A 21,521-nucleotide genomic window follows, 5' to 3' on the forward strand; every position below is an offset into this window, starting at 1 on the left:
CCGTACCGCGTTCCCCCTGTTATGCCTGGAACCGATCACCGTTGGGAAGGCAGAATTCCGAGAACTGCGGTGCCCGGGGAAAAGTCAGCGGGCGACCACGAATGTTCGGGAGGGGAACCACGGTTCCGCAACGCCGGGCGGGCCCCGGGTGACCGGGCCAGGACGTCCGGTTCAGCCGTGGTGCCCACGATGGCGCCGCAGGGCTGCGGAGAGGCGCTCGATCCGGATACGGACGCAGCCGGGCGCTTCCGGACGGGTCACGGTGACGGTGACGGTGTCGGCACGGGGATGAGTGAGGCCGCGCGTCAGGCTGGGGTCAGCCCCAGGTCGGCGCAGAGCCGGGCACGGTGCCACGTCGGCGTGCCGAAGAGCTGGGCCGTGCCGTGTGCGCGCTTGAGGAAGCGGTGGGCGTCGTGCTCCCAGGTGATGCCGATGCCGCCGTGCAGCTGGACCATCTCGCCCGCCACCGACGAAAAGGCCTCCGAACAGGCCGACTTGGCGACGGCCGCACAGCGGGTCAGCTCCGGTGCGCCCGCGGCGGCCGCGAAGGCCGCGCCGAGTGCGGCCGAGCGCGCCGACTCCACCAGGACGTACGCGTCCGCCAGCCGGTGTTTCACCGCCTGGAAGGAGCCGATGGGCCGGCCGAACTGGATGCGTTCCTTGGCGTAGGCGACCGTGAGTTCCAGAGCCTGCTCGGCCGCGCCGACCTGCTCGGCCGTGAGCGCCGTACAGGCCAGGTCCAGGGCACGTCCCAGGATCCGGCCGCCCGCGCCGTCCGCACCGACGAGCCGGCCCTCGGCGGCGTCGAGCACCACATGTGCCAGCGCCCGGGTCTGGTCCATCGTGACCACTGCCTGGCGGCGCACTCCCGTGTCGCCGACGGCCACTTCGAAGAGTGAGACCCCGGCACCCGTACGGGCCGCCACGAGCAGTACGTCGGCCTCGGCCCCGTCCAGTACGTGCTCCTTGGTCCCGGTGATCAGCCAGGTCCCGCCCGGCCCGGGGGCGGCCTCGGTGCGGATCGACGCCGGGTCCCAGGAACCCCGCTCGGCCCACGCCAGGCTCCCCACCGCGCGGCCCTCGGCGAGCCGCGGCAGCAGCCGCGCGCAGACCGCCTGGTCACCGGAGGTGAGCAGTGCCTGTACGGCGAGCACCGCGGAGCCGAGGTAGGGAACGGGACTCAGCGCGCGCCCCAACTCCTCCATCACGACATGGACTTCGCGGGCCCCGCCGCCCGCGCCGCCGTACTCCTCGGGGACGGCGAGTCCCGCGACGCCGATCTGCTCGGTCAGGGGTTGCCAGGCCGTCGCGCCCTCGTGGCGGGCGAGCAACGACCGTACGGCGGACCGCAGTTCGTCCTGTTCCGCCGTCGGTCTCACTCGGCCGCTCCTTTCCACGCCGCGGGCAGCGGTACGCCTTGGGAGGGGGCGAGGACGCGGGCCCGGCAGGCGGCCGGGGTGCCCCAGGCGCCACGCAGTGCGCGGGCCTTGCGGATCCACAGGGAGAGGTCCAGCTCCGCGGTGTAGCCGACGGCGCCGTGCAGCTGGAGGGCGGTCCGGGCCGCCGCGTACGCGGCTTCGCAGGCCGACACCTTGGCCGCCGCGATCTCGGCGCCCGACGACTCCGGGTCCGCGGCCAGCGCCAGGGCCGCGGCGTACACCAGCGGCTCGGCGAACTCCAGGGCGATCAGCGCGTCGGCCAGTCGGTGCCGCACCGCCTGGAACGAGCCGATCGCGACCCCGAACTGGCTGCGCTGCCGGGTATAGGTGACCGTCCGGGCCAACAGGGCCCGGCCCAGTCCGAGGGCTTGGGCGGCCGTCGCCAGGGCGGCGACCTCGGCGGCGTGCGCGGCCGCGGCGGGCACTCCCGGCCCGTGTACCAGCACGGTTCCGCCGAGCGGCCGGGACAGTCGGCGCGCGGGGTCGGCGGACGGCTGCACCGGACCGGCCGCCTCCGTCAGACATACGGTGTCGCCGTCGATGACGAAGACCGCGTCGGCGGAGTCGGCGTCCAGGGCGTACGGGCTCTCGCCGGATCCTGCGCCGGACTCCGGGCCGGCTCCGGACCCAGCGCCGGGGAGCAGGCACAGCGAGGCGGCCGTTTTGCCGGACGCGATGCCTGGCAGCCAGGCGGCGGCCGCCGGCTCGTCGCCGAGCGCGCCGAGCCGGTCGAGCAGGGCCGCCGCGGCCACCGTCTCCACCAAGGGCCCCGGCACCGCATGGCGGCCCAACTCCGTGAAGGCGACGGCCAGTTCGACCGGCCGCGGGCCGAGCCCGTCGTGCCGTTCGGGAACGGTCAGGGCGAAGACCCCGGCCTCGGCCAGCCGGGCCCAGACGGCGCGGCCGGGCGCGGTGTCCCCGGCCGCCCAGGCCCGTACGGCCGCCGGGGTGTCGGCGGCCGCCAGCATGCCGTCCAGCGAACGGGCGAAATCCCGCTGTTCGTCGTCGAGGAGGAACCGCATCACCGGCGTCCCTTCGGCAGACCGAGCAGCCGCTCGGCGATGATGTCGCGCTGGATCTCGTTGGTGCCGGCGTAGATCGGCCCGGCGAGGGAGAAGGTGTAGCCCTCGGACCAACTGCCGTGCGCCGGAGCCTCCTCGGCCTCGTCCGACAGCTCGCCGTACGGGCCGAGCAGGTCGAGCGCGGTCTCGTGCAGGGCGATGTCCAGCTCCGACCAGAACACCTTGTTGAGGCTCGACTCGGCGCCGATGTTCCTGCCCGCCGCAATCCGCGCGGCGTTGGCGTAGGTGAACAGCTGATACGCGCGGGCGCCGATCAACGCGTCGGCGACCCGGTCGCGCAGCGCGGTGTCCCCCGGGTCGGCCCGCTCGCGCCACAGCGCGGTCAGCCGCTCGGCGGCGGCCGTGAACCGGCCCGGGCTGCGCAGCGTCAGCCCGCGCTCGTTGCCCGCCGTGCTCATGGCGACCCGCCAGCCCTGGCCGGGCTCGCCGATCACATCCTCGTCCGGCACGAAGACGTCCGAGAGGAACAGTTCGGCGAAGGCCGGCTTGCCGTCGAGGCGGCCGAGGGGCCGCACGGTGACGCCGTCCGCGTCGAGCGGGAACATCAGATACGTCAGCCCGCGGTGCGGCCTGCCCGCCGTCAGGCCGTCCCGGTCACTGCGGAAGAGGCCGAAGGCCCGGTCGGCGAAGGCGGCCCGGGACGACCAGGTCTTCTGACCGTTCAGCAGCCAGCCGCCGTCCGTCCGTACGGCCGTGGAGCGGAGCGAGGCGAGGTCGGAGCCGGCCTCCGGCTCGGACCAGGCCTGGGCCCAGATCACCTCGCCGCTCGCCATGGGCGGCAGGATCCGGGCCCGCTGCTCTGCCGTGCCGTGCTCGAAGAGGGTGGGCGCGAGGAGGCTGATGCCGTTCTGGCCGACCCGGCCGGGCGCACCGGCCGCGTAGTACTCCTCCTCGAAGACCAGCCACTGAAGGAGCGAGGCGCCCCGGCCGCCGTATTCCTCGGGCCAGGAGACCACCGACCACCGGTCCGCGAACAGCCTGCGCTCCCACTCCCGGTGTGCGGCGAAGCCCTCGGCGGTCTCCAGCGAGGGCAGCGGCACCGGCGGCACATGGGCGGCGAGCCAGGCACGGGCCTCCGCGCGGAATGCCTCCTCCGCCGCGGTGAACACCAGGTCCATCAGCCGGACGCCTCTCGGGGGGAGGGGGGTCGCGTCCCGGAATGTTGCCGCATGGCGTGGATGTCCATACCGGCCAGCGGGTCCCGGGCGACCTCGGCGTTGTGCGCGTGTGCCAGGTGGTGCAGTCCGAAGACGGAGTCCAGCCCGGTGTGCAGGCCCTGCAGATCCTCGGCCTGGTTGACCGCGCGCTTGGTCAGGGCCAGTCCCAGCCGCGGCATCTCCGCGATGCGCAGCGCCAACTCACGTACGATGTCGTCGAGTTGCTCGCGCGGTACGACCCGGTTGACCATGCCCACCTCGTACGCCCGGCGGGCGCTCATCCGGTCGCCGGTGAACAGGAATTCCTTGGCGATGCGCGGCGGCATCACCCACGGGTGGGCGAAGTACTCCACGCCCGGAATGCCCATCCGTACCACCGGGTCCGCGAAGAAGGCGTCCTCGGAGGCGACGATCAGGTCGCAGACCCAGGCGAGCATCAACCCGCCCGCCACACAGGCCCCTTGGACGGCGGCGATGACCGGTTTGGGCAGCTCGCGCCAGCGGCGGCACATGCCCAGATAGACCTCGGACTCGCGGGCGTAACGGCTCTCCGCGCCCTCCTTGTCCGCATGGTCCCACCACAGCCCGGCCTTGCGGTCGAACGGCAGATGCGCGTCCCGCTCCGGGGTGCCGATGTCATGGCCGGCCGAGAAGTGCTTCCCGGCTCCGGCGAGCACCACGACCTTCGCCTCGTCGTCGTCGGCCGCGCGGTAGAAGGCCCGGTCCAGGGCGTAGGTCATCGCGGAGTTCTGGGCGTTGCGGTAGTCGGGCCGGTCCATCGTGACCACGGCGACGGGGCCCTGGCGTTCGTAGCGGACGGGCCCTGAGGGCGCTGTGCGGGCAGCGGACATCCGTCCCTCCTTCCCTAACAATTGTTTGGTAGGTTAACGTACGGGCTCTCGGCCGTCGAGAAGTCGATCCGCCGGGGCGCCGCGTCCACGAGAGCCGCCGGAGCCGCCCATGAGCAGCAGCGTCGAGGAGTTCCGCACCGAGTTCCGCAACTGGCTGCGGGCCCACCTCACCGGGGAATTCGCGGGCCTGCGCGGACGCGGCGGCCCCGGCCGGGAACACGAGGCGTTCGCCGAACGCCTCGCCTGGGAGCGGCACATGGCCGCCGCGGGCTGGACCTGCGTCGGCTGGCCGAAGGAGTACGGCGGGCGAGGTGCCACCCTCGAACAGCAGGTGGCCTGCCACGAGGAGTACGCCCTCGCCGACGCCCCCGCCCGGGTGGGCCACCTCGGCGAACAGCTCCTCGGCCCCACCCTGATGGCCTTCGGCACCCCCGAGCAGAAGCAGCGCTTCCTCCCGCGGATCGTCGCCGTCGAGGAGCTGTGGTGCCAGGGCTACAGCGAGCCGGAGGCCGGATCGGACCTGGCGAACGTACGCACCCGGGCCGAGCTCGACGACGCGACGGAGGAGTGGGTGGTCACCGGCCAGAAGATCTGGACCTCGCTCGCCCACGAGGCCGACTGGTGTTTCGTCATCGCCCGCACCGAACCCGGATCGGCCCGCCACCACGGCCTGTCCTACCTGCTGGTCCCGCTCGACCGGCCGGGCGTGGAGATCCGGCCGATCACCCAGCTCACCGGCACCTCCGAGTTCAACGAGGTGTTCTTCGACGGCGCCCGCACCGCCGCCGGCAACATCGTCGGAGCGCCGGGGGAGGGCTGGCAGGTCGCCATGGCCACCCTCGGCTTCGAACGCGGGGTGTCCACCCTCGGCCAACAGGTCGGCTTCCGCCGCGAGTTGGAAGCCGTCATCGAGCTGGCGAAGCGCAACGGTGCCGCCCGGGACCCGCTGATCCGCGACCGCATCGCCCGGGCCTGGACCGGCCTGGAGATCATCCGCTGCAATGCGCTGCGCATGCTCGACGGCGTCGCGGCCGGCGCCCCCGGCCCCGAGGCGTCCATCGGCAAGATCTTCTGGGCCACCTGGCACCGCGAGCTGGGCGAACTCGCCATGGAGGTGCGCGGCGCCGACGGCCTGACGGCCGCCGGAGCGCCGTACGACCTCGACGACTGGCAGCGGCTGTTCCTCTTCTCCCGCGCCGACACCCTCTACGCCGGGTCGAACGAGATCCAGCGGAACATCATCGCCGAGCGCGTGCTCGGCCTGCCGAAGGAGGTTCGCCCGTGAGGAGGCCGCCGAGCACGTATCGGGGGTCCGGCCTGCGAAGCCGCAATCGGGCGCAGCGCTCCCCGGGAGACCGCAGCCTCGGCCTGCCGAAGGAGGTTCGCCCGTGACCTCGGCTCCGCCCTCGTACGAGCCCGGCCACCGGCTGCTCGCCGGCCGCACCGCCGTCATCACCGCCGCCGCGGGCGCCGGCATCGGCGGTGCCACGGCCCGGCGCCTCCTCGAAGAGGGCGCGAGCGTCATCGTCTCCGACGCCCACGCCCGCCGCCTCAAGGAGTCCGGGGCCGAACTGGCCGCCGAGTTCGGCGCCGACCGCGTTGCCGCTCTGACCTGCGACGTCACCGACGAAACCCAGGTCGCGGCGCTCTTCGACCTGGCCGAGGAGCGGCACGGCCGGCTCGACATCGTCGTCAACAACGCCGGCCTCGGCGGCACCGCCGACCTCGTCGACATGACCGACGATCAGTGGGACAAGGTCCTCGACGTCACCCTCAACGGCACCTTCCGCTGCACCCGCGCCGCACTGCGCCGGATGAAGGCCACCGGCAGCGGCGGCGTCATCGTCAACAACGCCTCCGTCGTCGGCTGGCGGGCCCAGCGGGGTCAGTCGCACTACGCCGCCGCCAAGGCCGGCGTCATGGCGCTCACCCGCTGCGCCGCCCTGGAGGCCGCCGACTACGGGGTGCGGGTCAACGCCGTCTCGCCGAGCCTCGCCATGCACCCCCATCTGGTGAAGGTCACCACGCCCGAACTGCTGGAGGAGCTGACCTCCCGCGAGGCGTTCGGCCGCTACGCCGAGCCGTGGGAGGTGGCCAACGTCATCGTCTTCCTCGCCAGCGGCTACTCCTCGTACCTCACCGGGGAGGTCCTGTCGGTCAGCAGCCAGCACCCGTGAGGCGACGATGGCCAGGTCCCGAAAACCAGCGGTAGCAGCCAGCAGTGGCAGCAGGAAGACCGCGATGAGCCCGGCGGCCGAGCGGCGCGAGGAACTCCTGGCCACCGCCGCCGAGGTCTTCGCCGCACAGGGTTACCACGCCACCACCGTCCGCAAGAACGAGTCCCCGCACCGGGCGGACGGCACAGCCCCGAGGAGATCGCCCGCCAGTACCTGTCGACGGTGCTGGAAGGCATCGCCGTCCGGGAATGACGCGTGACCCGAGAGCGTAGACATACGAAGAGGAGTGGTCATGGCCGAGGCATACATCGTCGAAGCGGTCCGCACCCCGGTCGGCAAGCGGAACGGCGGACTCTCCGCCGTGCACCCGGCCGACCTCGGCGCGCATGTGCTCAAGGCGCTGATGGAGCGTTCCGGCGCCGATCCGGCGGCCGTCGAGGACGTCGTCCTCGGCTGCCTCGACACCGTTGGTCCGCAGGCCGGCGACATAGCCCGCACCTGCTGGCTGGCCGCCGGGCTGCCGGAGGAGGTCCCCGGAGTGACCGTGGACCGGCAGTGCGGCTCCTCCCAGCAGGCCCTGCACTTCGCCGCGCAGGGTGTGCTCTCCGGCACCCAGGACCTGGTGGTCGCGGGCGGTGTCCAGAACATGTCCCAGGTCCCGATCGCCTTCGCCAGCCGCCAGGCCGCCGAGCCGCTCGGCCTCACCGAGGGCCCGTTCGCCGGCTCCGAGGGCTGGCGGGCCCGCTACGGCGACCAGCCCGTCAACCAGTTCCACGGCGCCGAGCTGATCGCGGAGAAGTGGGACATCTCCCGCCGTGACATGGAGGAGTACGCGCTGCGCTCGCACCGGCGCGCCGTCCGCGCCATCGACGAGGGCCGCTTCGACCGCGAGCTGATCGCGTACGGGGAGGTGAGCACCGACGAGGGCCCGCGCCGCGACACCACCCTGGAGAAGATGGCCGGCCTCCGGCCGCTGATCGAGGGCGGCCGGCTCACCGCCGCCGTCTCCTCCCAGGTCTCCGACGGCGCCTCCGCCCTGCTCCTCGCCAGCGAGCGCGCCGTACGGGAACACGGACTGACCCCGCGCGCCCGCATCCACCACCTCTCCGTACGCGGCGAGGACCCCATCCGCATGCTCTCCGCCCCCCTCCCCGCCACCGCGTACGCGCTGAAGAAGGCCGGGATGACCCTCGACGACATCGACCTCGTCGAGATCAACGAGGCCTTCGCCTCCGTCGTCCTCGCCTGGCTGAAGGAGACCGGCGCCGACCCGGAGAAGGTCAACGTCAACGGCGGCGCCATCGCCCTCGGCCACCCCCTGGGCGCCACCGGCACCAAGCTGATGACGACCCTCCTGCACGAACTGGAGCGCACCGGCGGCCGGTTCGGCCTCCAGACGATGTGCGAGGGCGGCGGCCAGGCGAACGTCACGATCATCGAGCGGCTGTGACCCACCCGCGCCGGTCACCGCCCGCGAACCTCCTCACCTCACCAGCCGGGCGCTGAGTCCGACCACGGTCGCGGTGTCCAGGCCGAGCCCCTTGCGCAGATAGCCGTCGAGGCCTCCGTAGTCCTTCTCGGCCTGGTCGAGCGCCGCCCGCAGGTAGTCCTCGCGGACCTCCTGGAGCGGGATCAGCAGGTCGGGGTTCTCCATCAGGCCGGCCTTCTTCAGCGCCTCGCGGGTCTCGCGGTCCGCCTCGGCGCGCAGCTCGTTGGAGAGCAGATAGTCGCCGGTCGCGGTGTGGTCCGGGACGCCGACGGTGCGCAGCAGCAGATAGCTCACCCAGCCGGTGCGGTCCTTGCCCGAGGTGCAGTGGTAGAGCAGCGGGGACCGGTCGTGGGCCGCGATGTCGCGGAGGGTCTGCCCGAAGCGTTCGCGGTTCTCCCGGTCGGTGACGAAGGTGCGGTAGATCGACCGCATCAGCGCCTCCGCCTTGCCGTCGCCGAGCAGTTCCTGCTGCTTGGCCGGGTCCCTGGTGCCGATGGCGGCCATCGTCTTCTCGTAGAGGCCGAGGTCGTTCACGGGGCGCGGGAGGGCGGACGGTCCGTCGGGCAGGCGGTCCGCGCCCTCGCGCTGAACCTCCAGCGGAACGCGGAAGTCCACCACGGTCCGCAGGTGCAGCTCGGACAGCCTGGCCACATCGGCATCCGTCAGCTTGCCGAGCCCGTCGGCCCGGAACACCTGGCCGTAGCGGACGTGCCGTCCCAGGCCGGTGCGGTATCCGCCGAGGTCGCGGACGTTCACCGCGCCCTGCAGCGCGATGCGGTGGACGGCGTCGGCGCCCCAGTGGTGGTGGGGGGCGGTGGGGGCGGCGGCCGGCGCCGGGGCGTCGGCGACGGCGCAGGTCGGAAGGACGCCGAGGGTGATGACGGAGGCGACGGCGACCGCGGCCAGTCGTCCAGGGATGGTGCGCATCACATCAACTCCCTGTAGGGGATGGGGAATTATGTCGTGGAGGGGGGATTCGGCTCGCAGAGGGAAGGGCGTGCAGGGTGTGCTGCGCCTCGGCCATCACGCGGTCGACGAGTTCGGCGCAGGACGGCAGGTCGTCGATGAGCCCCGCGACCTGGCCCGAGGCCATCACCCCGAGATCGGTGCGGCCCTCGACCATCGACGCCTTGAGCAGCATGGGAGTGTTGGCTGCCAGCAGCACCTGACTCCACGTCAGCTCCTTGCCGTGCTTCATGGCCAGGCCGTCGCGCACCATCCGCGCCCAGCTCAGACCGGAGTCGTGTCTGAAAGCGGCGGCGTGGCGCACCGCGCGCAGCAGCGCCGCCACCCGCCCCGAGCGCTCCAGCGCGTCGACCAGTTCGCTGCGCAGCATCCGGTGCGGCAGGCCGTCGACCTTGGTGGTGACGGTGACGTCCTTGACCGTCGCGGCCAGGTACCGGGCCTTGACCGCCTCCGGGACGGTGCTGTCGGAGGTGAGCAGGAAGCGGGTGCCCATGGCGATCCCGGCGGCGCCGTACGCCAGCGCGGCGACCAGTCCGCGGCCGTCATGGAAACCGCCGGCCGCGATCACCGGGATGTCCACCGCATCGACGACCTGGGGGAGGAGGACGGTGGTGGCCACGTTCCCGGTGTGGCCGCCGCCCTCGCCGCCCTGCACCACCACGGCGTCGGCGCCCCACGCGGCGACCTTCTCCGCGTGCCGCCTGGCGCCGATCGACGGAATGACGACCACCCCGGCGTCCTTGAGCCGGGCGATCAGCTCGCGGGAGGGCGCGAGTGCGAACGAGGCGACCCGTACGCCCTCGTCGATGATGAGGCGGACGCGTTCGGCGGCGTCACCCGCGTCCGCCCGCAGATTGACCCCGAACGGCGCGTCCGTACGGGAGTTGACCTTCCGGACGGCCGACCGCAGCTGCTCGACGGTCATGGTGGCGGAGGCGAGGATGCCCAACGCGCCCGCGTTGGCGGTGGCCGACACCAGCCGGGGACCGGCCACCCACCCCATCCCGGTCTGCACGAGCGGGTGCCGTACGCCGACGAGCTTGGTCAACGGAGTCTCGATCCTGACCCCCGTCATGCGGTGCGCGTCGCTCATGCCGGCACCTCGCGCTCGCGCAGCCCCTTCGGGTCCACCACCTCACGGATCAGCCGCAGTTCCTCCTCCGTCGGCTCGCGGGTGTACGGCACCTCGTCCGGCACGGCGAGCGCGAAACCGGTGGCCTCGGCGACCTCCTCGACCGTGACACCCGGATGCAGCGAACGCAGCCGCATCGTGCGGTCCGGGGTCTCGAAGTCGAAGACGCCCAGGTCGCTGATGACCTCGGGGATGCGGTGGTAGCGGGACGCGGACGGGCCGGCCGCGGCGGCGCGGTCGTAGCCGACGCCCGACACCATGTCGACCCGCTCGACGAAGACACGCGTCGAATGCCGCGGCACCCAGTAACTGGTCGGATTGTTGAGGGTGTTGATCGGCGCGCCGCGCACCCCCAGCAGCTGGCGCTGGGGCCGGTTCCAGTCGCCGATGCAGCTGATGTTCTGGTTGCCGTGCCGGTCCAGCTGACTGGCGCCCATCATCACGTGCCGCCGCCCGGTGGCCACCAGCGCCAGATGCTGGCGGTACGGCAGCCACCCCTCGACCACCTCGGACTTGGCGCCCACCGCCGGTACGTCGCCGATGAGCAGCGCCTCGCCGTCCGTCAGCAGCAGGTCGGGGGAGAAGGTGAGCTTGGCCAGCCGGGCCCCGATCATCGGGACCGTGCCCATAGGGCTGGCCAGCACCTCGCCCGCGTCCCGCCAGGCCTCGGCGCAGGCCACCACGCAGTACTCGGCCCGGGTCGCCGTCGTCGCGCCGCTGCTCATGCTTCCTCCTTGTGGAACGCCGCGACGGCCGCCTGGTACGCGTCCTCATCGCCCGACAGAAACCTCTCGCTGAAGGCCCGCCAGGCCTCGGGGTCGCGGGCGGCCTGCGCGTAGGCGCGCTGGAACGTCTCGTCGCGGTCGTGGTCGGGGACGCAGGAGGTGAAGTGCGCACCGTTCGGGGTCTCCACCACACCGTGCACAAACGCCCGCTTGACCAGCAGCGACTGGGGGCCGTCCGCCTTGAGCAGATCCGCGGTGTCCACGATCCGTTCGCAGGAGACGTAGGCCCGGTCGGCGGCCTGGCAGAACAGGTCGTCGAAGTACGGGTCCGGGCCCAGGTATTGCCCGTTGCCGTGCACATCCGCGCGGTTCAGGTGCACCAGCGCGGCATCCAGCCGCAGCGCGGGTACGGCGACCAGCTCCTCCCCGTCCTCGTAGGGGGACCGCACCGTCCGCAGCCGCGGATTGACGGCCATGACGTCCGAGCCCAGGCCGGCGCGGATCGGCATGAACGGCAGCCGGTGCGCGGCCGCGGTCAGGCCCCACATGACCATGGCCTCGTCCAGCTCCACCATCTCGAACGCCGCGCGCTGCCGGGCCGCGCCGAAGTTCGGCTCCAGCGGGACGGAGTCCAGGGTGGCGAAGGCGGCGACCAGTGTGCGGATCTTCCCGGCGGCGGCGAGCAGGCCGACGTCCGGACCGCCGTAACTCACCACCGTCAGATCAATGAGGTCGGACCGCAGCAGCGCGCGGACCAGCGCCATCGGCTTGCGGCGCGAGCCCCAGCCGCCGATGCCGATCGTCATGCCGCTCTCCAGTCGGCCGACCACCTCCTCGGCGGTCATGGTCTTGTCCCGGCTCATGCCTTCTGCTCCCTTCCGGTGCTGCCCGTGCCGAAGGTGTCGCGGACCCGGTCGGCGACACCGCTGAGGTTGGCCTCGAAGGTGAAGCCCTGCTCGAAGCGGTAGCTGCGGCGGACGTCCACCGGGTCGATGCCGTTGATCGCGGCCTTGGCGAGACGGATCAGCCAGCCGTCCTTGGCGGCGATTTCGCGGGCCAACTCCATCGCTGTGTCGTGGAGTTGGTCCCGCGGGACCACTCGCCACACCGAGCCGTGCTGATGGAGTTCCTGGGCGGTGGCGGTGCGGGAGGTGTAGTACAGCGCCCGCATCAGGTGCTGGGGGACCAGGCGGGCCAGGTGGGTGGCCGCGCCGAGCGCGCCCCGGTCCAGCTCGGGCAGTCCGAAGGTCGCATCGTCGCTCGCCACGATCGCGTCCGCGTTGCCGACCAGCCCGATCCCACCGCCCAGGCAGAAGCCGTGCACGGCGGCGACCACCGGCACCTCGCAGTCGTAGACGGCGGCGAACGCGTCGTAGCAGCCACGGTTGGCGCCGATCAGGGCGTCGTGGCCTTCCGTGCGCTGCATTTCCTTGATGTCGACGCCGGCGTTGAAGCCGCGGCCGGCGGCGGTGAGCACCACACAGCGCACCTTCGGGTCGCTCCCGGCGGCGCGCATGGCGCCGGCCAGGTCGTACCAGCCCCGCACGGGAAGGGCGTTGACCGGCGGGAAGTCCACGGTGACGACGGCGATGCCCGCTTCGGGGGCGGAGGTGGAGACACCCATGGGCAGATCAGCTACCTTTCCACCAAACATTTGTTAGGCGGAAGATAGCAGCGGCCCGCGCGCTGCGGGAGGTGTGCATTGGCAGCCATCACCGACCTGTCCGGTCACGTCGCCGTCGTCACCGGAGGAACCCGCGGCGTCGGCGCGGGAATCACCCGAGCCCTGCTCGCCGCCGGCGCCGAAGTGGTGACCTGCGCCCGACGCCCCCCGGACCGCCCCCTCGAAGCAGCCGGCCGCACCGCCCGTTTCCACCCGCTCGACCTGCGCGAACCGGACGCGGTCGACGCGTTCTTCGACCGGGTCCGCGACGACCACGGACGGCTGGACACCCTGGTCAACAACGCCGGCGGCACCCCGTTCCGGCTGCTCGCCGACAGCGACACCCACCACGCCGCCCGGCTCGTCGCACTCAACCTGGTCGCCCCGCTGACATCCTCGCTCGCCGCGTACGGGCTGATGCGCGATCAGGAACGCGGCGGCTCGATCATCATGATCGGCAGCGTCAGCGGCACCCGGCCCTCACCGGGCACGGCGGTCTACGGCGCCGCCAAAGCGGGTCTGGACAACCTGGCCCGCTCCATGGCCGTGGAATGGGCACCCCACGTGCGCGTCAACACCCTCGTCCTCGGCATGGTCCGCACCGAACTGTCCGCCCTGCACTACGGCGACGAGGACGGCATCGCCGCCGTCGGGCGCACCGTCCCGCTCGGCCGGCTCGCCGAGCCGACGGAGATCGGCGACGCCTGCGTCTTCCTCGCCTCGGATCGCGCCGCGTACATCAGCGGCGCGAGCCTCCACGTCCACGGCGGCGGCGAGCGGCCGGCGTTCCTCGACGCCGCGACCGTCAACCACTGACTTCACGGAAAGGACCGCAGCATGACCGGAATCTGCACCGGACGCGTCGCCGTCGTCACCGGCGCGGGCCGCGGACTCGGCCGCGCGCACGCCCTCGCCTTCGCCGCCGAGGGAGCGAAGGTCGTCGTCAACGACCTCGGCGTCGGCCTCGACGGCACCGGAGGCGCCGCCGGCCCCGCCCAGCAGGTCGCCGACGAGATCCGCGCACTCGGCGGCGAGGCCGTGGCCCACGGAGGCGACATCGCCACCGCCGACGGAGCGGCCTCCCTCATCGCCACCGCCCTGGACACCTTCGGCCGTCTCGACACCCTGGTCAACAACGCGGGGTTCCTGCGCGACCGTATGCTCGTCAACCTCGACGAGGACGACTGGGACGCCGTCATGCGGGTCCACCTCAAGGGACACTTCCTGCCGCTCCGGCACGCCGCCGGGCACTGGCGCGCCGAGGCGAAGGCCGGCCGCAGGCCCGAGGCCCGGGTGGTCAACACCAGCTCCGGGGCCGGTCTGCTCGGCAGCGTCGGCCAGGGCAACTACTCCGCAGCCAAGGCCGGCATCGTCGGACTCACCCTCGTCGCAGCCGCCGAGATGGGCCGCTACGGCATCCAGGTCAACGCGATCGCCCCGGCCGCCCGCACCCGGATGACCGAGCAGACCTTCGCCGACACCATGGCCACCCCCGAGGGCGACGGCTTCGACGCGATGGCCCCCGAGAACGTCTCACCGCTCGTCGTCTGGCTGGGGTCCGGCGCCAGTGCCGGGGTAACCGGGCGGGTCTTCGAAGCGGAGGGCGGGCGGATCACCGTCATGGAGGGCTGGCGGCCCGGCCCCACCGCCGACCAGAGCGCCCGCTGGACCCCGGCCGAGGCCGGCGAGACCGCCCGCAAGCTCCTCGCCGACGCGGCGCCTTTGCAGCCGGTGTACGGCGCGAGGTAGCGCCGCCTACTGGACGAGGGCCCCACCCCCGGGCGCGGGAGCGGGACCCTCTCACGATGCACACACCACCTGCTCGGATCAGCCGGTGGGGCCCTGGTTGCGGCGGCGCATCCACCAGGTGAGTGCTGCCCCGGCCGCGGCGAGCGCCGCGGCGATGCCCACGATCAGGCCCACCGGAGTGTGGTTTCCGGTGTCGGCGAGGTCGCCGCCGGGGTTCTTCGTCGCCGGCGGCTGACTGTGGCCTCCGCCGGGTGTGGACGCGCCCGGCGTGGGAGTCGACGGGTTGTGCGTCGGCGTGGGCTTGTTGCTGTCCGTCGGCGAGGGCGTCGGGGTGGGCTCGTCACCGCCGCCACCACGTTCACCAGAGGATCCCAGGAAGACCTGCTCGGTGCCGCGGTAGGTGGTCTCCGCCTGGGTGGAGGTCTTGGTGGTCCGGTCCAGGTCGGGGTGTTGACGGTTGAACTGGGTGCGCGTGATGTTGCGCTTGGGCGCCTTGGAGAAATCGACCCCGCCCATCGACAGGATCCACACCTTGCCGCCGTAGGTCCGCTTGAACTTGTAGTCGCCGTTCCTGAACGAGTGGACGTACTTGTCGTAGACGGTCTTCTTGTCCCAGTGCTGGTTCGGGGCGCGCAGCTTCCACTTGGAGATGTCGTTGCTGTCGATGACCTTGTGGAAGTCCGTGGGGTGGGCGGCATCCGCACGGCGTACGTGCTCGGCCGCGACGCGGGAGCGGTAGACGTAGCGCAGGTCGGCGTAGGACGGGTCGTTGTTGACCCGCCGTTCCAGCTCGGGCCGGATCATCGTCTTGATGAGCGTTTCGGCCTGCCGGGTCTGCGACTCGTTGATCTTGCAGGTGTTCGCCGGGACGTCCGGACCTGTCGGCACCTCCATGTTGACCTTGAGGGGCGCGTCGAGGATGTAGATGCCGCCGTCCTGCTCGCGCACGGTGGCGGGCTTGGGAGTGATCCACTGCCGGATGATGGGCAGGCAGGGCTGGCCCTCCGCGGTGCGCGGAGCGGCCTGCCAGAAGCGTTCCCCGCGCTCGTACTTGTCGGGGTTCATCGCATCGGCGTAGTCGTGCTTGAGGGTCAGATCTGCTTCCAGCAGGATGCGGCCGGCGTCGGTCTTGGCGAACTCCTTGTCCAGGATGACGTCCGGCCGGATCGGGTTGAGGTTGACCCAGAACTTGTCGGGGGTCAGCGCGAGCCAGGTGAAGAACGCGTCGTTGGCCAGGTTGAGGCGGGCCTCCCCGCCGTACCCGGGCTTGGCGTCCGGATCCTTGGCGTAGTCGGCCTTCATCGAGTACTTCATCCCCGTGCCCTTGACGGGCGTGGAGACGTAGTTGAGCTGCATGGTGGAGAAGTCGATGCCGCCGGGTCCGCGCATGAAGTAGCCGCCGCGGTTGCTGGCCTGGTACTGCTTTTGGATGCGGAAGGCTTCTTCGGGCGTCTTCCCCGAGCGCAGCGCCTGGTCCATGATCGGTGAACGTCCGCCCTTGAGCGGGTCGGCGTTGAAGCGCGGATCGTACTTGGTGTAGACGTTCGGCTTCTGCGGGCGCTCGATGGCGTTGGAACGGCGCTCGACGATGCCGGCCTGCGGCTCGCGGGTGTTCCGTGCCTGCTTCAGGTCGTCGTTGAAGGCCTTGATCTTGTCCTTGCTGGGCTGGTCCGTGGCCGCGCCCGTCAGGTACTGGAACTTGTCCTTGGGGCGCTGTTTGGCGAGTTGCCGATCGGCCTTCATCTGGTCGTCTTCGACATGGCCGTTCGACTTGATCTCGACGTTGCGGCCTTCCGCGCGATTACGGGCATCCACCCGCCTGTTCTGCGGTTTGCCGTCCTCGTCGGTGTACTGGAGGGTGTCCTCACACCACCAGTCCGGGCCGATCATGTTGTACTTCCTGACCATCCGGGCCATGAACGCATCGCCACGGGGCGGGCTGCCGTGCGGGGCCAGCCAGCGGATGTCCATCCACCGGTTCCAGTCCTTGTATCCCGTGGACGCGTTGTACTGCCTCTGGTAGCGGGCGTACATCTCCATGACCCGGAATTCGGGATTGCCCGTCTTCTCGAACTGCTTCTGCCAGGACCGGTAGTCGGTTCCGGCCTTCTTGAGCTGCGCTTCGGTGGGTGCGAGGACGCCGTCGAAGTCCCTGGCGGGGTTGACGTAGGTGTAGTTCTCGTCGGTCGGATACGGGTCGTAGTCGCCGTTGAGCGGCGGACCGGAATTGGGCGGAGTGGTGTCGTAGCGGTGCCCGAGGTACTTCTCGTCACAGCGTTTCGGTTTCGGTGCTGCCTCGGCCTGGTTGATGTGGAGTCCGGGAAGCCCGGCGAAGGTGACGGCGGCTGCCGCACCGACGGCGAGCGTGAGGCGCCCCCACAGGCGCGCCCGGTGGCCGGGCAGCCGTAATCTTGAGATGGTCACGTACTTTCTCCCCCCTGAGAAGCCCGTGCCGGCCGCGCCGCGTGGGCTTCCGAGATCGTCTGGAAAGAGTGCGGCGTCGGAGACCCGTCAACCTTAGAGTCGCCGGGGTCCGAGAGGTGCCCGAAGCGCGCGACGGTTTCGGCCAACTGGCCTTCGTGGTCGGATCGTTACTCCTCGATCCAGGTCTCCTCCAGATGCACGGCCACTTCGCGGGGGCGCCTCACACGGAAGACGGACACCATCTCGTGGTGCCACCCGGCGGGCATGACGGTACGCAGGACGGCGTCCTCCAGCTCGCTCCAGGCCATGACGGGGGGTTCGGCGTCGGCGTCGAAGTCGGCCTCTTCCAGGGCGTTGTGGGCGGCGAAGGCGTCAATGGTGTCGCGGACGCTTCCGACGACGGTCCACGGGTCCTCACCGGCCCATCCATCGGCCCACAGACTGGTTCCGTCGGGGTGAAGGAAGAAGAAGCACCGGTAGCGGATGGAGAAGTCGACGGTCGCTGATCCGATCAGGGCCGCGTTCGGATGCAGCTTGGCCAGGGCTTCGGCGTGGTCGGCCAAGGGGGTGAACTCGCCGCGGTGCGCGAAGGCGGCATCCGTGATCGCGGTCACCGGCCCCCAGCAACCGACCCCGATCTGTTCCAGATCGGCCCGCGTCTCATGAGGCAACTCCTCACCGGCACGGCGGGATCCCAGCTCGGCCGTGATCTCCTCGACGGAGGTGAGGCTTGCGGCGATGTCACGCGCCCGGGCGTGGTCGTGGGAAGGCAGAGAACCGTACGGGACGGGAAAGGGCCGCTCGATCATCGTCAGACGAAACGTGCCGGTCCGAGCGGTGGGGGCGTCGGACGGAAAATCCCAGATGCTGTCGTCGGTCATAGCAGCCCACGGTAGTGGCAGGCACTGACGGCAGGGCGAGGATCACGGGCGCCTGCGCGACGTGAAGTTGGGTATCTGGCAGGCCGGTCACCCCCTGACTGGCCTTGACAGTGTCGGGCCAAGCAGGTCACCGGCCCGGCCACGGCGCGGACCACCGCGACGGTCGCCTGGCGCACGGCGGCCTCCCGGCTCGCAGAGCCCGCAGCCCTTGCCACGCAACTCCTCGACGGCACGAGCCACCACCGACACCAGGCGCCACGGTTGGTTGTGCACGTTGTGCACGTTGTGCCTGTTGTGCATCTGCCGTTGTGATCGAAACCCATCAGAAGCACGGCGGTGCGCCGGTGGTCATCCCTCTGCGCGCGGAGCCTCGTTCCTGATCTTCTTCTTTTGCTTGTCCGTGAGCTGGAGGTACTGCTCACAGCGGCCGCACTCCAGGCAGACCAGCACCTTTGCCGTAATGTTCTCCACCTGCGAGAAGCCGAGCTTCACCATGAACTGCCTGGTGATCCTCTCCAGACAGTAGATCTCCTGCGAGCCGCACGTGGTGCATGCTCCTTGTCGCATGTTCGTCACGGTCATGGCTCGACAGCTTAAGATCCCCGCCTCTGACAAACAGCGGCCAGCCAGTACGGGCTTCCCGCGACTACGGGAACACGCAGGCAGCCGATCACGTCCCGAAGACCGGCTCATCGCCAACCCGACTGCCGGCCTGGCTGGCCATGCAGAGATGACACCTCTGGCTGGTCCGGCCAAGTGACCACATAGGTAGGGTCAGTTGACCGGCATATCCGTACGTAGCGCAGCAGCTCACGGACGATGCCGGCACTGCCCGATGCCCAGCCGGTGCGGGGTGCGAGGATGCTTGGGGTGGTTCGGGGTTCGAGGTCGGACCATCGCACGCCGTCGGAGTCGCGGGTGGCGCGGGAGACGAGGTCCGCGACGAGAAGTCGTGCGAAGTCGGGGCGGTCGTCCTGCTCGACGATCCGGTCACAGGCCAGCGCCAGGACGCCGGCTGTGCCGCAGCACCGTCCGTTGTTGTCCCAGAATCCGGGCCGCAGACGGCGTGGCAAGCCGGAGTGGCGCACGGTGTACCAGCAGCGGTCGGCGAAGGTCTGCCACGTGGGATCGTCGAGCAAGTGCCGTAGCAGCCGGAGGTCTTGTCCTCGGACGGCACGGCAGCCCAGGCGAGGCCGTGGCCTCCGGTCTCCCGGGCGGTCCCCAGCAACCAGCGCACGGCATCCACTGCCAACGCTTCGACCTCGCCCACCGCCGCGTTCGTTTCGTCCGCCGCCGTCATAGCGCCCCACTGTGACATGCGGCGCGGACCTCGCCCAGACGGCCGTTCCCGGTGGACAGGGCATGGGTAATTCGCGGGCGTGTCCGTCGTAGCGAGGGTGGCGAGGCCGTCAGGGCAAGGCCGGGTCTGCTGCGCGGCGGTGGGCCACGGTCGGTCGCTCACGACCACGCGCCGTGTGCTCTGGCCGGCCTAGGTTGTCTGGGGCAGCGCCCTTCGCGAGAGGCGGTCTGCGGTCTGTGCGGTGGATTCGCGGTCGCCGCGATCCACTCCCGATAGGCTGCTGTGATCACAGCGCGGACCTCGGGGGATGGACGTTGACGAAGGCGAAGCTTCACCACATAGGCCCGTTCGAAGCCGTTGAGCATCTGTTCGCGCGGTGGCTGCCGCGATGGCGCCTGGCGGTCGTCAGCGGCGAAGCTCCGCCGTCCGACGAGGAAGAGTGGGCCACGGAGGAAGAGGGGGCCACGGAGGAAGAGGGGGCCACCGCGTCCTTCCTGGCCAAGGTGTCGGACTACGGGGCGTTCCCGTTGACGTTCGCCGGCGACGACGGGCGGCGCTATCCGGTGTCCGTCGAGCGGTTCGACATCGAGGACCCGGACGAGACTTCTGACGGCCCCCTGCACGCCTCTTGGGGCCTGCCGGACGCGGGCGCGGAGCAGGCTTTCGCGTTGCTCATCGAGACAATGGAAGCGGGGCCCGACGGCCTGGACCGCCGAGGCCGGGCGCTCGCCGGGTACCTGGCCGGTTACCTGACGGCAGGCGGTACGGACTTGCTGCAGATAACGGTGGCCGCCGAGCCGGGCGGCCCCGCGCTGGACGATGAGCTGCACTTGTTGGTGCGCTCCGACGAGGGGACAACGCGCCTGTCACTGGCCCCCGCTCCGGCCGCCCCCGCAGCCAACGAGGCGTCCGAGTGCCGGATCGCCTGCGCCACGACACTGCTCAGCGAATTCCTCCGGATCAACAACACCGACGCGGTGACCTTCGAGGTGACCATCGGAACCCATGACATCGACCTGAATGTCGCCGACCCGGACGAGGCCTTTCGTGCGGGCTGGGCCGGAGACGGACACTGGCTGATCGCGGAGGAGGGCGACGACGAAACCGACGACGTCCTCTGGGCGCTGGACCCCGCCCACCTGAAAGTCGCGCTGACAGAGTCCGAGCGGAACATGGTCGCGGTGGCTCGGGCCCAGTCCCTGGTCTGGGAGTTCGACTCCTCGACGCCCGAGATCCCCGGCGATGAGCTCGTCTCCTGGCTCGCCCGCGACCTTCTCGAAACGATCGCCACCGAGATCACCGAGACCACCGAGACCACCGAGACCACCGAGACCACCGAGATCCCCGAGATCAGCGAGATCCCCGAGATCAGCGAGATCCCCGAGATCAGCGAGATCCCCGAGATCGCCGGGGCGTCCGGAATCTCACCTGTTCTCGCCTACGCCAAGAACTTCCCACTCCAATCGGTGCTGGAAGGTAAGGGGAATTCCTGCCTCCTCCTGGTCGGGGCACAACGCACCGCCTTCATCTACATCAGCGGCTAGGACCCGTCCGACGGGTCGCGGGGCTTCTGAGGGTGGTGATCCCTCCGGTCCGCGTGGGACGGGGTGACGTGTCGAACGATCACGCCGAGGCACTGGCGCGGCCCCGGGCGGGCGTTGCTGCCGCCACACGGAGCCGGAGCTGCCGGTCGGGTCCGCAGCATGCGCGTCCACGGCGACCCCTGCGGGCCAGGGAGTACCAGGCGACCGGGCCGACCGTCGAGTTGCCGCAGGTGCCGAGGATCCATAACAGATGCTTCTGGATGCCAGAAGATCAAGATCTTGGACTTATGGCGAATACCCCGCAACCCTTGGAGCCATGGAGCTCCGCGCGTTGGTGACAGTGCCGGCGCGCGCTCCTCGTCACCTGGCAGAACCGCCACTCCCAAGAGCCGACACCCCGGAGCCGACGCATATGCGCATCAGACTCGTCCACGGACTCGCCCTGCTCTCCACCGGCCTCCTCGCCGGTGCGTTCGGCTACGGGGCCGTCAATCTGGTCCCCACCTTCAACGCCGTACCGCTCCCTATGCGGCTGTCGTTCCACGCCGAACTGATGAAGATGAACGGCATCACCATGCAGGCGGCGATGGGCACGGCATTCCTGAGTTCCCTGACCCTCGCCGTCCTGACTGGCGGCCGCGCCCGGGTGATGGCGAGCGCGGCCAGTCTGCTGACCCTCGCCTCCTTCCTGATAACCCGGTTCGGCAATGTGCCGATCAACGGACAGATCAAGCGATGGGCGGTTACCTCGGCCCCGGCCGAGCACGCGGAGATCCTGGGGCGCTGGGAGCTGTTCAACAACATGCGCACGCTCACCGCCCTCGCAGCCTTTGGCCTGCTGATCGTCCTTGCCGTCCGCGGGCTGCGTGCGGTCACCCGCTCCGAAGACGATCGGGCGGACAAGCCCTAGCGGATACGTCTTGCTGGGCATCGTCACCGTCG

General features: G+C 70.8%; 20 protein-coding genes and 2 pseudogenes. 9 read left to right on the forward strand and 13 right to left on the reverse strand.

The annotated features are described in order from the left end of the window. Positions 1-305 precede the first annotated feature (305 nt). From ACFV1J_RS05550 to ACFV1J_RS05565, 4 genes are read right to left on the reverse strand one after another with little or no spacing between them, the layout of a single operon-like run. The gene (locus ACFV1J_RS05550; protein WP_385855920.1) at positions 306-1,379 is read right to left on the reverse strand and encodes an acyl-CoA dehydrogenase family protein; all 1,074 of its coding nucleotides are present in this window, start codon (positions 1,377-1,379) and stop codon (positions 306-308) included. Then, entirely contained in the window at positions 1,376-2,461 is a 1,086-nt protein-coding gene (locus ACFV1J_RS05555; protein WP_385856011.1) for an acyl-CoA dehydrogenase family protein, read from the reverse strand. Before ACFV1J_RS05555 ends, ACFV1J_RS05550 begins: the two co-directional genes overlap by 4 nt. Beyond that, the gene (locus ACFV1J_RS05560; protein ID WP_385855921.1) at positions 2,461-3,639 is read right to left on the reverse strand and encodes an acyl-CoA dehydrogenase family protein; all 1,179 of its coding nucleotides are present in this window, start codon (positions 3,637-3,639) and stop codon (positions 2,461-2,463) included. The genes ACFV1J_RS05555 and ACFV1J_RS05560 overlap by 1 nt, the downstream gene beginning before the upstream one ends. After that, positions 3,639-4,529 (reverse strand): enoyl-CoA hydratase, encoded by an 891-nt coding sequence (locus ACFV1J_RS05565; RefSeq protein ID WP_385855922.1) that lies wholly within the window; start codon positions 4,527-4,529, stop codon positions 3,639-3,641. The genes ACFV1J_RS05560 and ACFV1J_RS05565 overlap by 1 nt, the downstream gene beginning before the upstream one ends. A 109-nt stretch (positions 4,530-4,638) precedes the next feature. Between ACFV1J_RS05565 and ACFV1J_RS05570 the strand changes: the two genes are divergently transcribed. From ACFV1J_RS05570 to ACFV1J_RS05590, 5 genes and pseudogenes are all read left to right on the forward strand, one after another. Further along, positions 4,639-5,814 carry an acyl-CoA dehydrogenase family protein gene (locus tag ACFV1J_RS05570; RefSeq protein ID WP_385855923.1) on the forward strand — a complete coding sequence of 392 codons (1,176 nt, stop codon included), beginning with the start codon at positions 4,639-4,641 and terminating at the stop codon, positions 5,812-5,814. Positions 5,815-5,917: 103 nt separating this feature from the next. Further along, a complete protein-coding gene (locus tag ACFV1J_RS05575; protein ID WP_385855924.1) occupies positions 5,918-6,706 on the forward strand; it encodes an SDR family oxidoreductase in 789 nt (262 codons plus the stop codon). 64 nt (positions 6,707-6,770) lie between these two features. Then, a pseudogene (locus ACFV1J_RS05580) lies at positions 6,771-6,863 on the forward strand (TetR family transcriptional regulator); the annotation flags it as partial. A 14-nt stretch (positions 6,864-6,877) separates the two neighbouring features. Further along, positions 6,878-6,958 (forward strand): annotated as a pseudogene (locus tag ACFV1J_RS05585) (TetR family transcriptional regulator); the annotation flags it as partial. Positions 6,959-6,998: 40 nt separating this feature from the next. Next, the gene (locus tag ACFV1J_RS05590) at positions 6,999-8,156 is read left to right on the forward strand and encodes an acetyl-CoA C-acetyltransferase (RefSeq protein WP_385855925.1); all 1,158 of its coding nucleotides are present in this window, start codon (positions 6,999-7,001) and stop codon (positions 8,154-8,156) included. A 33-nt stretch (positions 8,157-8,189) separates the two neighbouring features. Here ACFV1J_RS05590 and ACFV1J_RS05595 read toward each other — a convergent pair whose 3' ends face one another. Genes ACFV1J_RS05595 through ACFV1J_RS05615 form a run of 5 tightly spaced genes read right to left on the reverse strand, consistent with a single transcriptional unit; the run spans position 8,190 to position 12,642 of the window. Beyond that, positions 8,190-9,122: a tyrosine-protein phosphatase gene (locus ACFV1J_RS05595; protein ID WP_385855926.1), complete on the reverse strand. Its 933-nt coding sequence runs from the start codon at positions 9,120-9,122 to the stop codon at positions 8,190-8,192. A 4-nt stretch (positions 9,123-9,126) separates the two neighbouring features. Beyond that, positions 9,127-10,221, reverse strand: coding sequence for an NAD(P)H-dependent flavin oxidoreductase (locus ACFV1J_RS05600; protein ID WP_385856012.1), 1,095 nt, complete (start codon positions 10,219-10,221; stop codon positions 9,127-9,129). A gap of 29 nt (positions 10,222-10,250) precedes the next feature. Then, entirely contained in the window at positions 10,251-11,018 is a 768-nt protein-coding gene (locus ACFV1J_RS05605; RefSeq protein ID WP_385855927.1) for a CoA-transferase subunit beta, read from the reverse strand. Next, positions 11,015-11,881, reverse strand: coding sequence for a CoA transferase subunit A (locus tag ACFV1J_RS05610; RefSeq protein ID WP_385855928.1), 867 nt, complete (start codon positions 11,879-11,881; stop codon positions 11,015-11,017). Before ACFV1J_RS05610 ends, ACFV1J_RS05605 begins: the two co-directional genes overlap by 4 nt. Next, positions 11,878-12,642: an enoyl-CoA hydratase family protein gene (locus tag ACFV1J_RS05615; RefSeq protein ID WP_385855929.1), complete on the reverse strand. Its 765-nt coding sequence runs from the start codon at positions 12,640-12,642 to the stop codon at positions 11,878-11,880. The genes ACFV1J_RS05610 and ACFV1J_RS05615 overlap by 4 nt, the downstream gene beginning before the upstream one ends. A 78-nt stretch (positions 12,643-12,720) precedes the next feature. On the opposite strand from ACFV1J_RS05615, the gene ACFV1J_RS05620 reads away from it, so the two are divergent. Then, entirely contained in the window at positions 12,721-13,497 is a 777-nt protein-coding gene (locus tag ACFV1J_RS05620) for an SDR family oxidoreductase (protein WP_385855930.1), read from the forward strand. Between the two features lie 21 nt (positions 13,498-13,518). After that, the gene (locus ACFV1J_RS05625) at positions 13,519-14,430 is read left to right on the forward strand and encodes an SDR family oxidoreductase (RefSeq protein WP_385855931.1); all 912 of its coding nucleotides are present in this window, start codon (positions 13,519-13,521) and stop codon (positions 14,428-14,430) included. A gap of 78 nt (positions 14,431-14,508) precedes the next feature. On the opposite strand, the gene ACFV1J_RS05630 is transcribed toward ACFV1J_RS05625, so the two are convergent. The 4 genes from ACFV1J_RS05630 to ACFV1J_RS05645 form a co-directional block, all read right to left on the reverse strand. Next, positions 14,509-16,854 (reverse strand): hypothetical protein, encoded by a 2,346-nt coding sequence (locus ACFV1J_RS05630; protein WP_385855932.1) that lies wholly within the window; start codon positions 16,852-16,854, stop codon positions 14,509-14,511. 167 nt (positions 16,855-17,021) lie between these two features. Continuing rightward, a complete protein-coding gene (locus ACFV1J_RS05635) occupies positions 17,022-17,735 on the reverse strand; it encodes a DUF6333 family protein (protein WP_385855933.1) in 714 nt (237 codons plus the stop codon). A 348-nt stretch (positions 17,736-18,083) separates the two neighbouring features. Continuing rightward, positions 18,084-18,317: a hypothetical protein gene (locus ACFV1J_RS05640; RefSeq protein WP_385855934.1), complete on the reverse strand. Its 234-nt coding sequence runs from the start codon at positions 18,315-18,317 to the stop codon at positions 18,084-18,086. Between the two features lie 107 nt (positions 18,318-18,424). Beyond that, positions 18,425-18,874 (reverse strand): hypothetical protein, encoded by a 450-nt coding sequence (locus ACFV1J_RS05645; RefSeq protein ID WP_385855935.1) that lies wholly within the window; start codon positions 18,872-18,874, stop codon positions 18,425-18,427. Positions 18,875-19,349: 475 nt separating this feature from the next. On the opposite strand from ACFV1J_RS05645, the gene ACFV1J_RS05650 reads away from it, so the two are divergent. Together ACFV1J_RS05650 and ACFV1J_RS05655 are read left to right on the forward strand one after the other, a co-directional pair. Next, the gene (locus ACFV1J_RS05650; protein WP_385855936.1) at positions 19,350-20,579 is read left to right on the forward strand and encodes a hypothetical protein; all 1,230 of its coding nucleotides are present in this window, start codon (positions 19,350-19,352) and stop codon (positions 20,577-20,579) included. A 412-nt stretch (positions 20,580-20,991) separates the two neighbouring features. After that, the gene (locus ACFV1J_RS05655; RefSeq protein WP_385855937.1) at positions 20,992-21,489 is read left to right on the forward strand and encodes an anthrone oxygenase family protein; all 498 of its coding nucleotides are present in this window, start codon (positions 20,992-20,994) and stop codon (positions 21,487-21,489) included. The last annotated feature ends 32 nt before the right edge of the window (positions 21,490-21,521 follow it).

The sequence above is a fragment of the Streptomyces sp. NPDC059649 genome (assembly GCF_042734445.1).
Classification (GTDB): Bacteria; Actinomycetota; Actinomycetes; order Streptomycetales; family Streptomycetaceae; genus Streptomyces.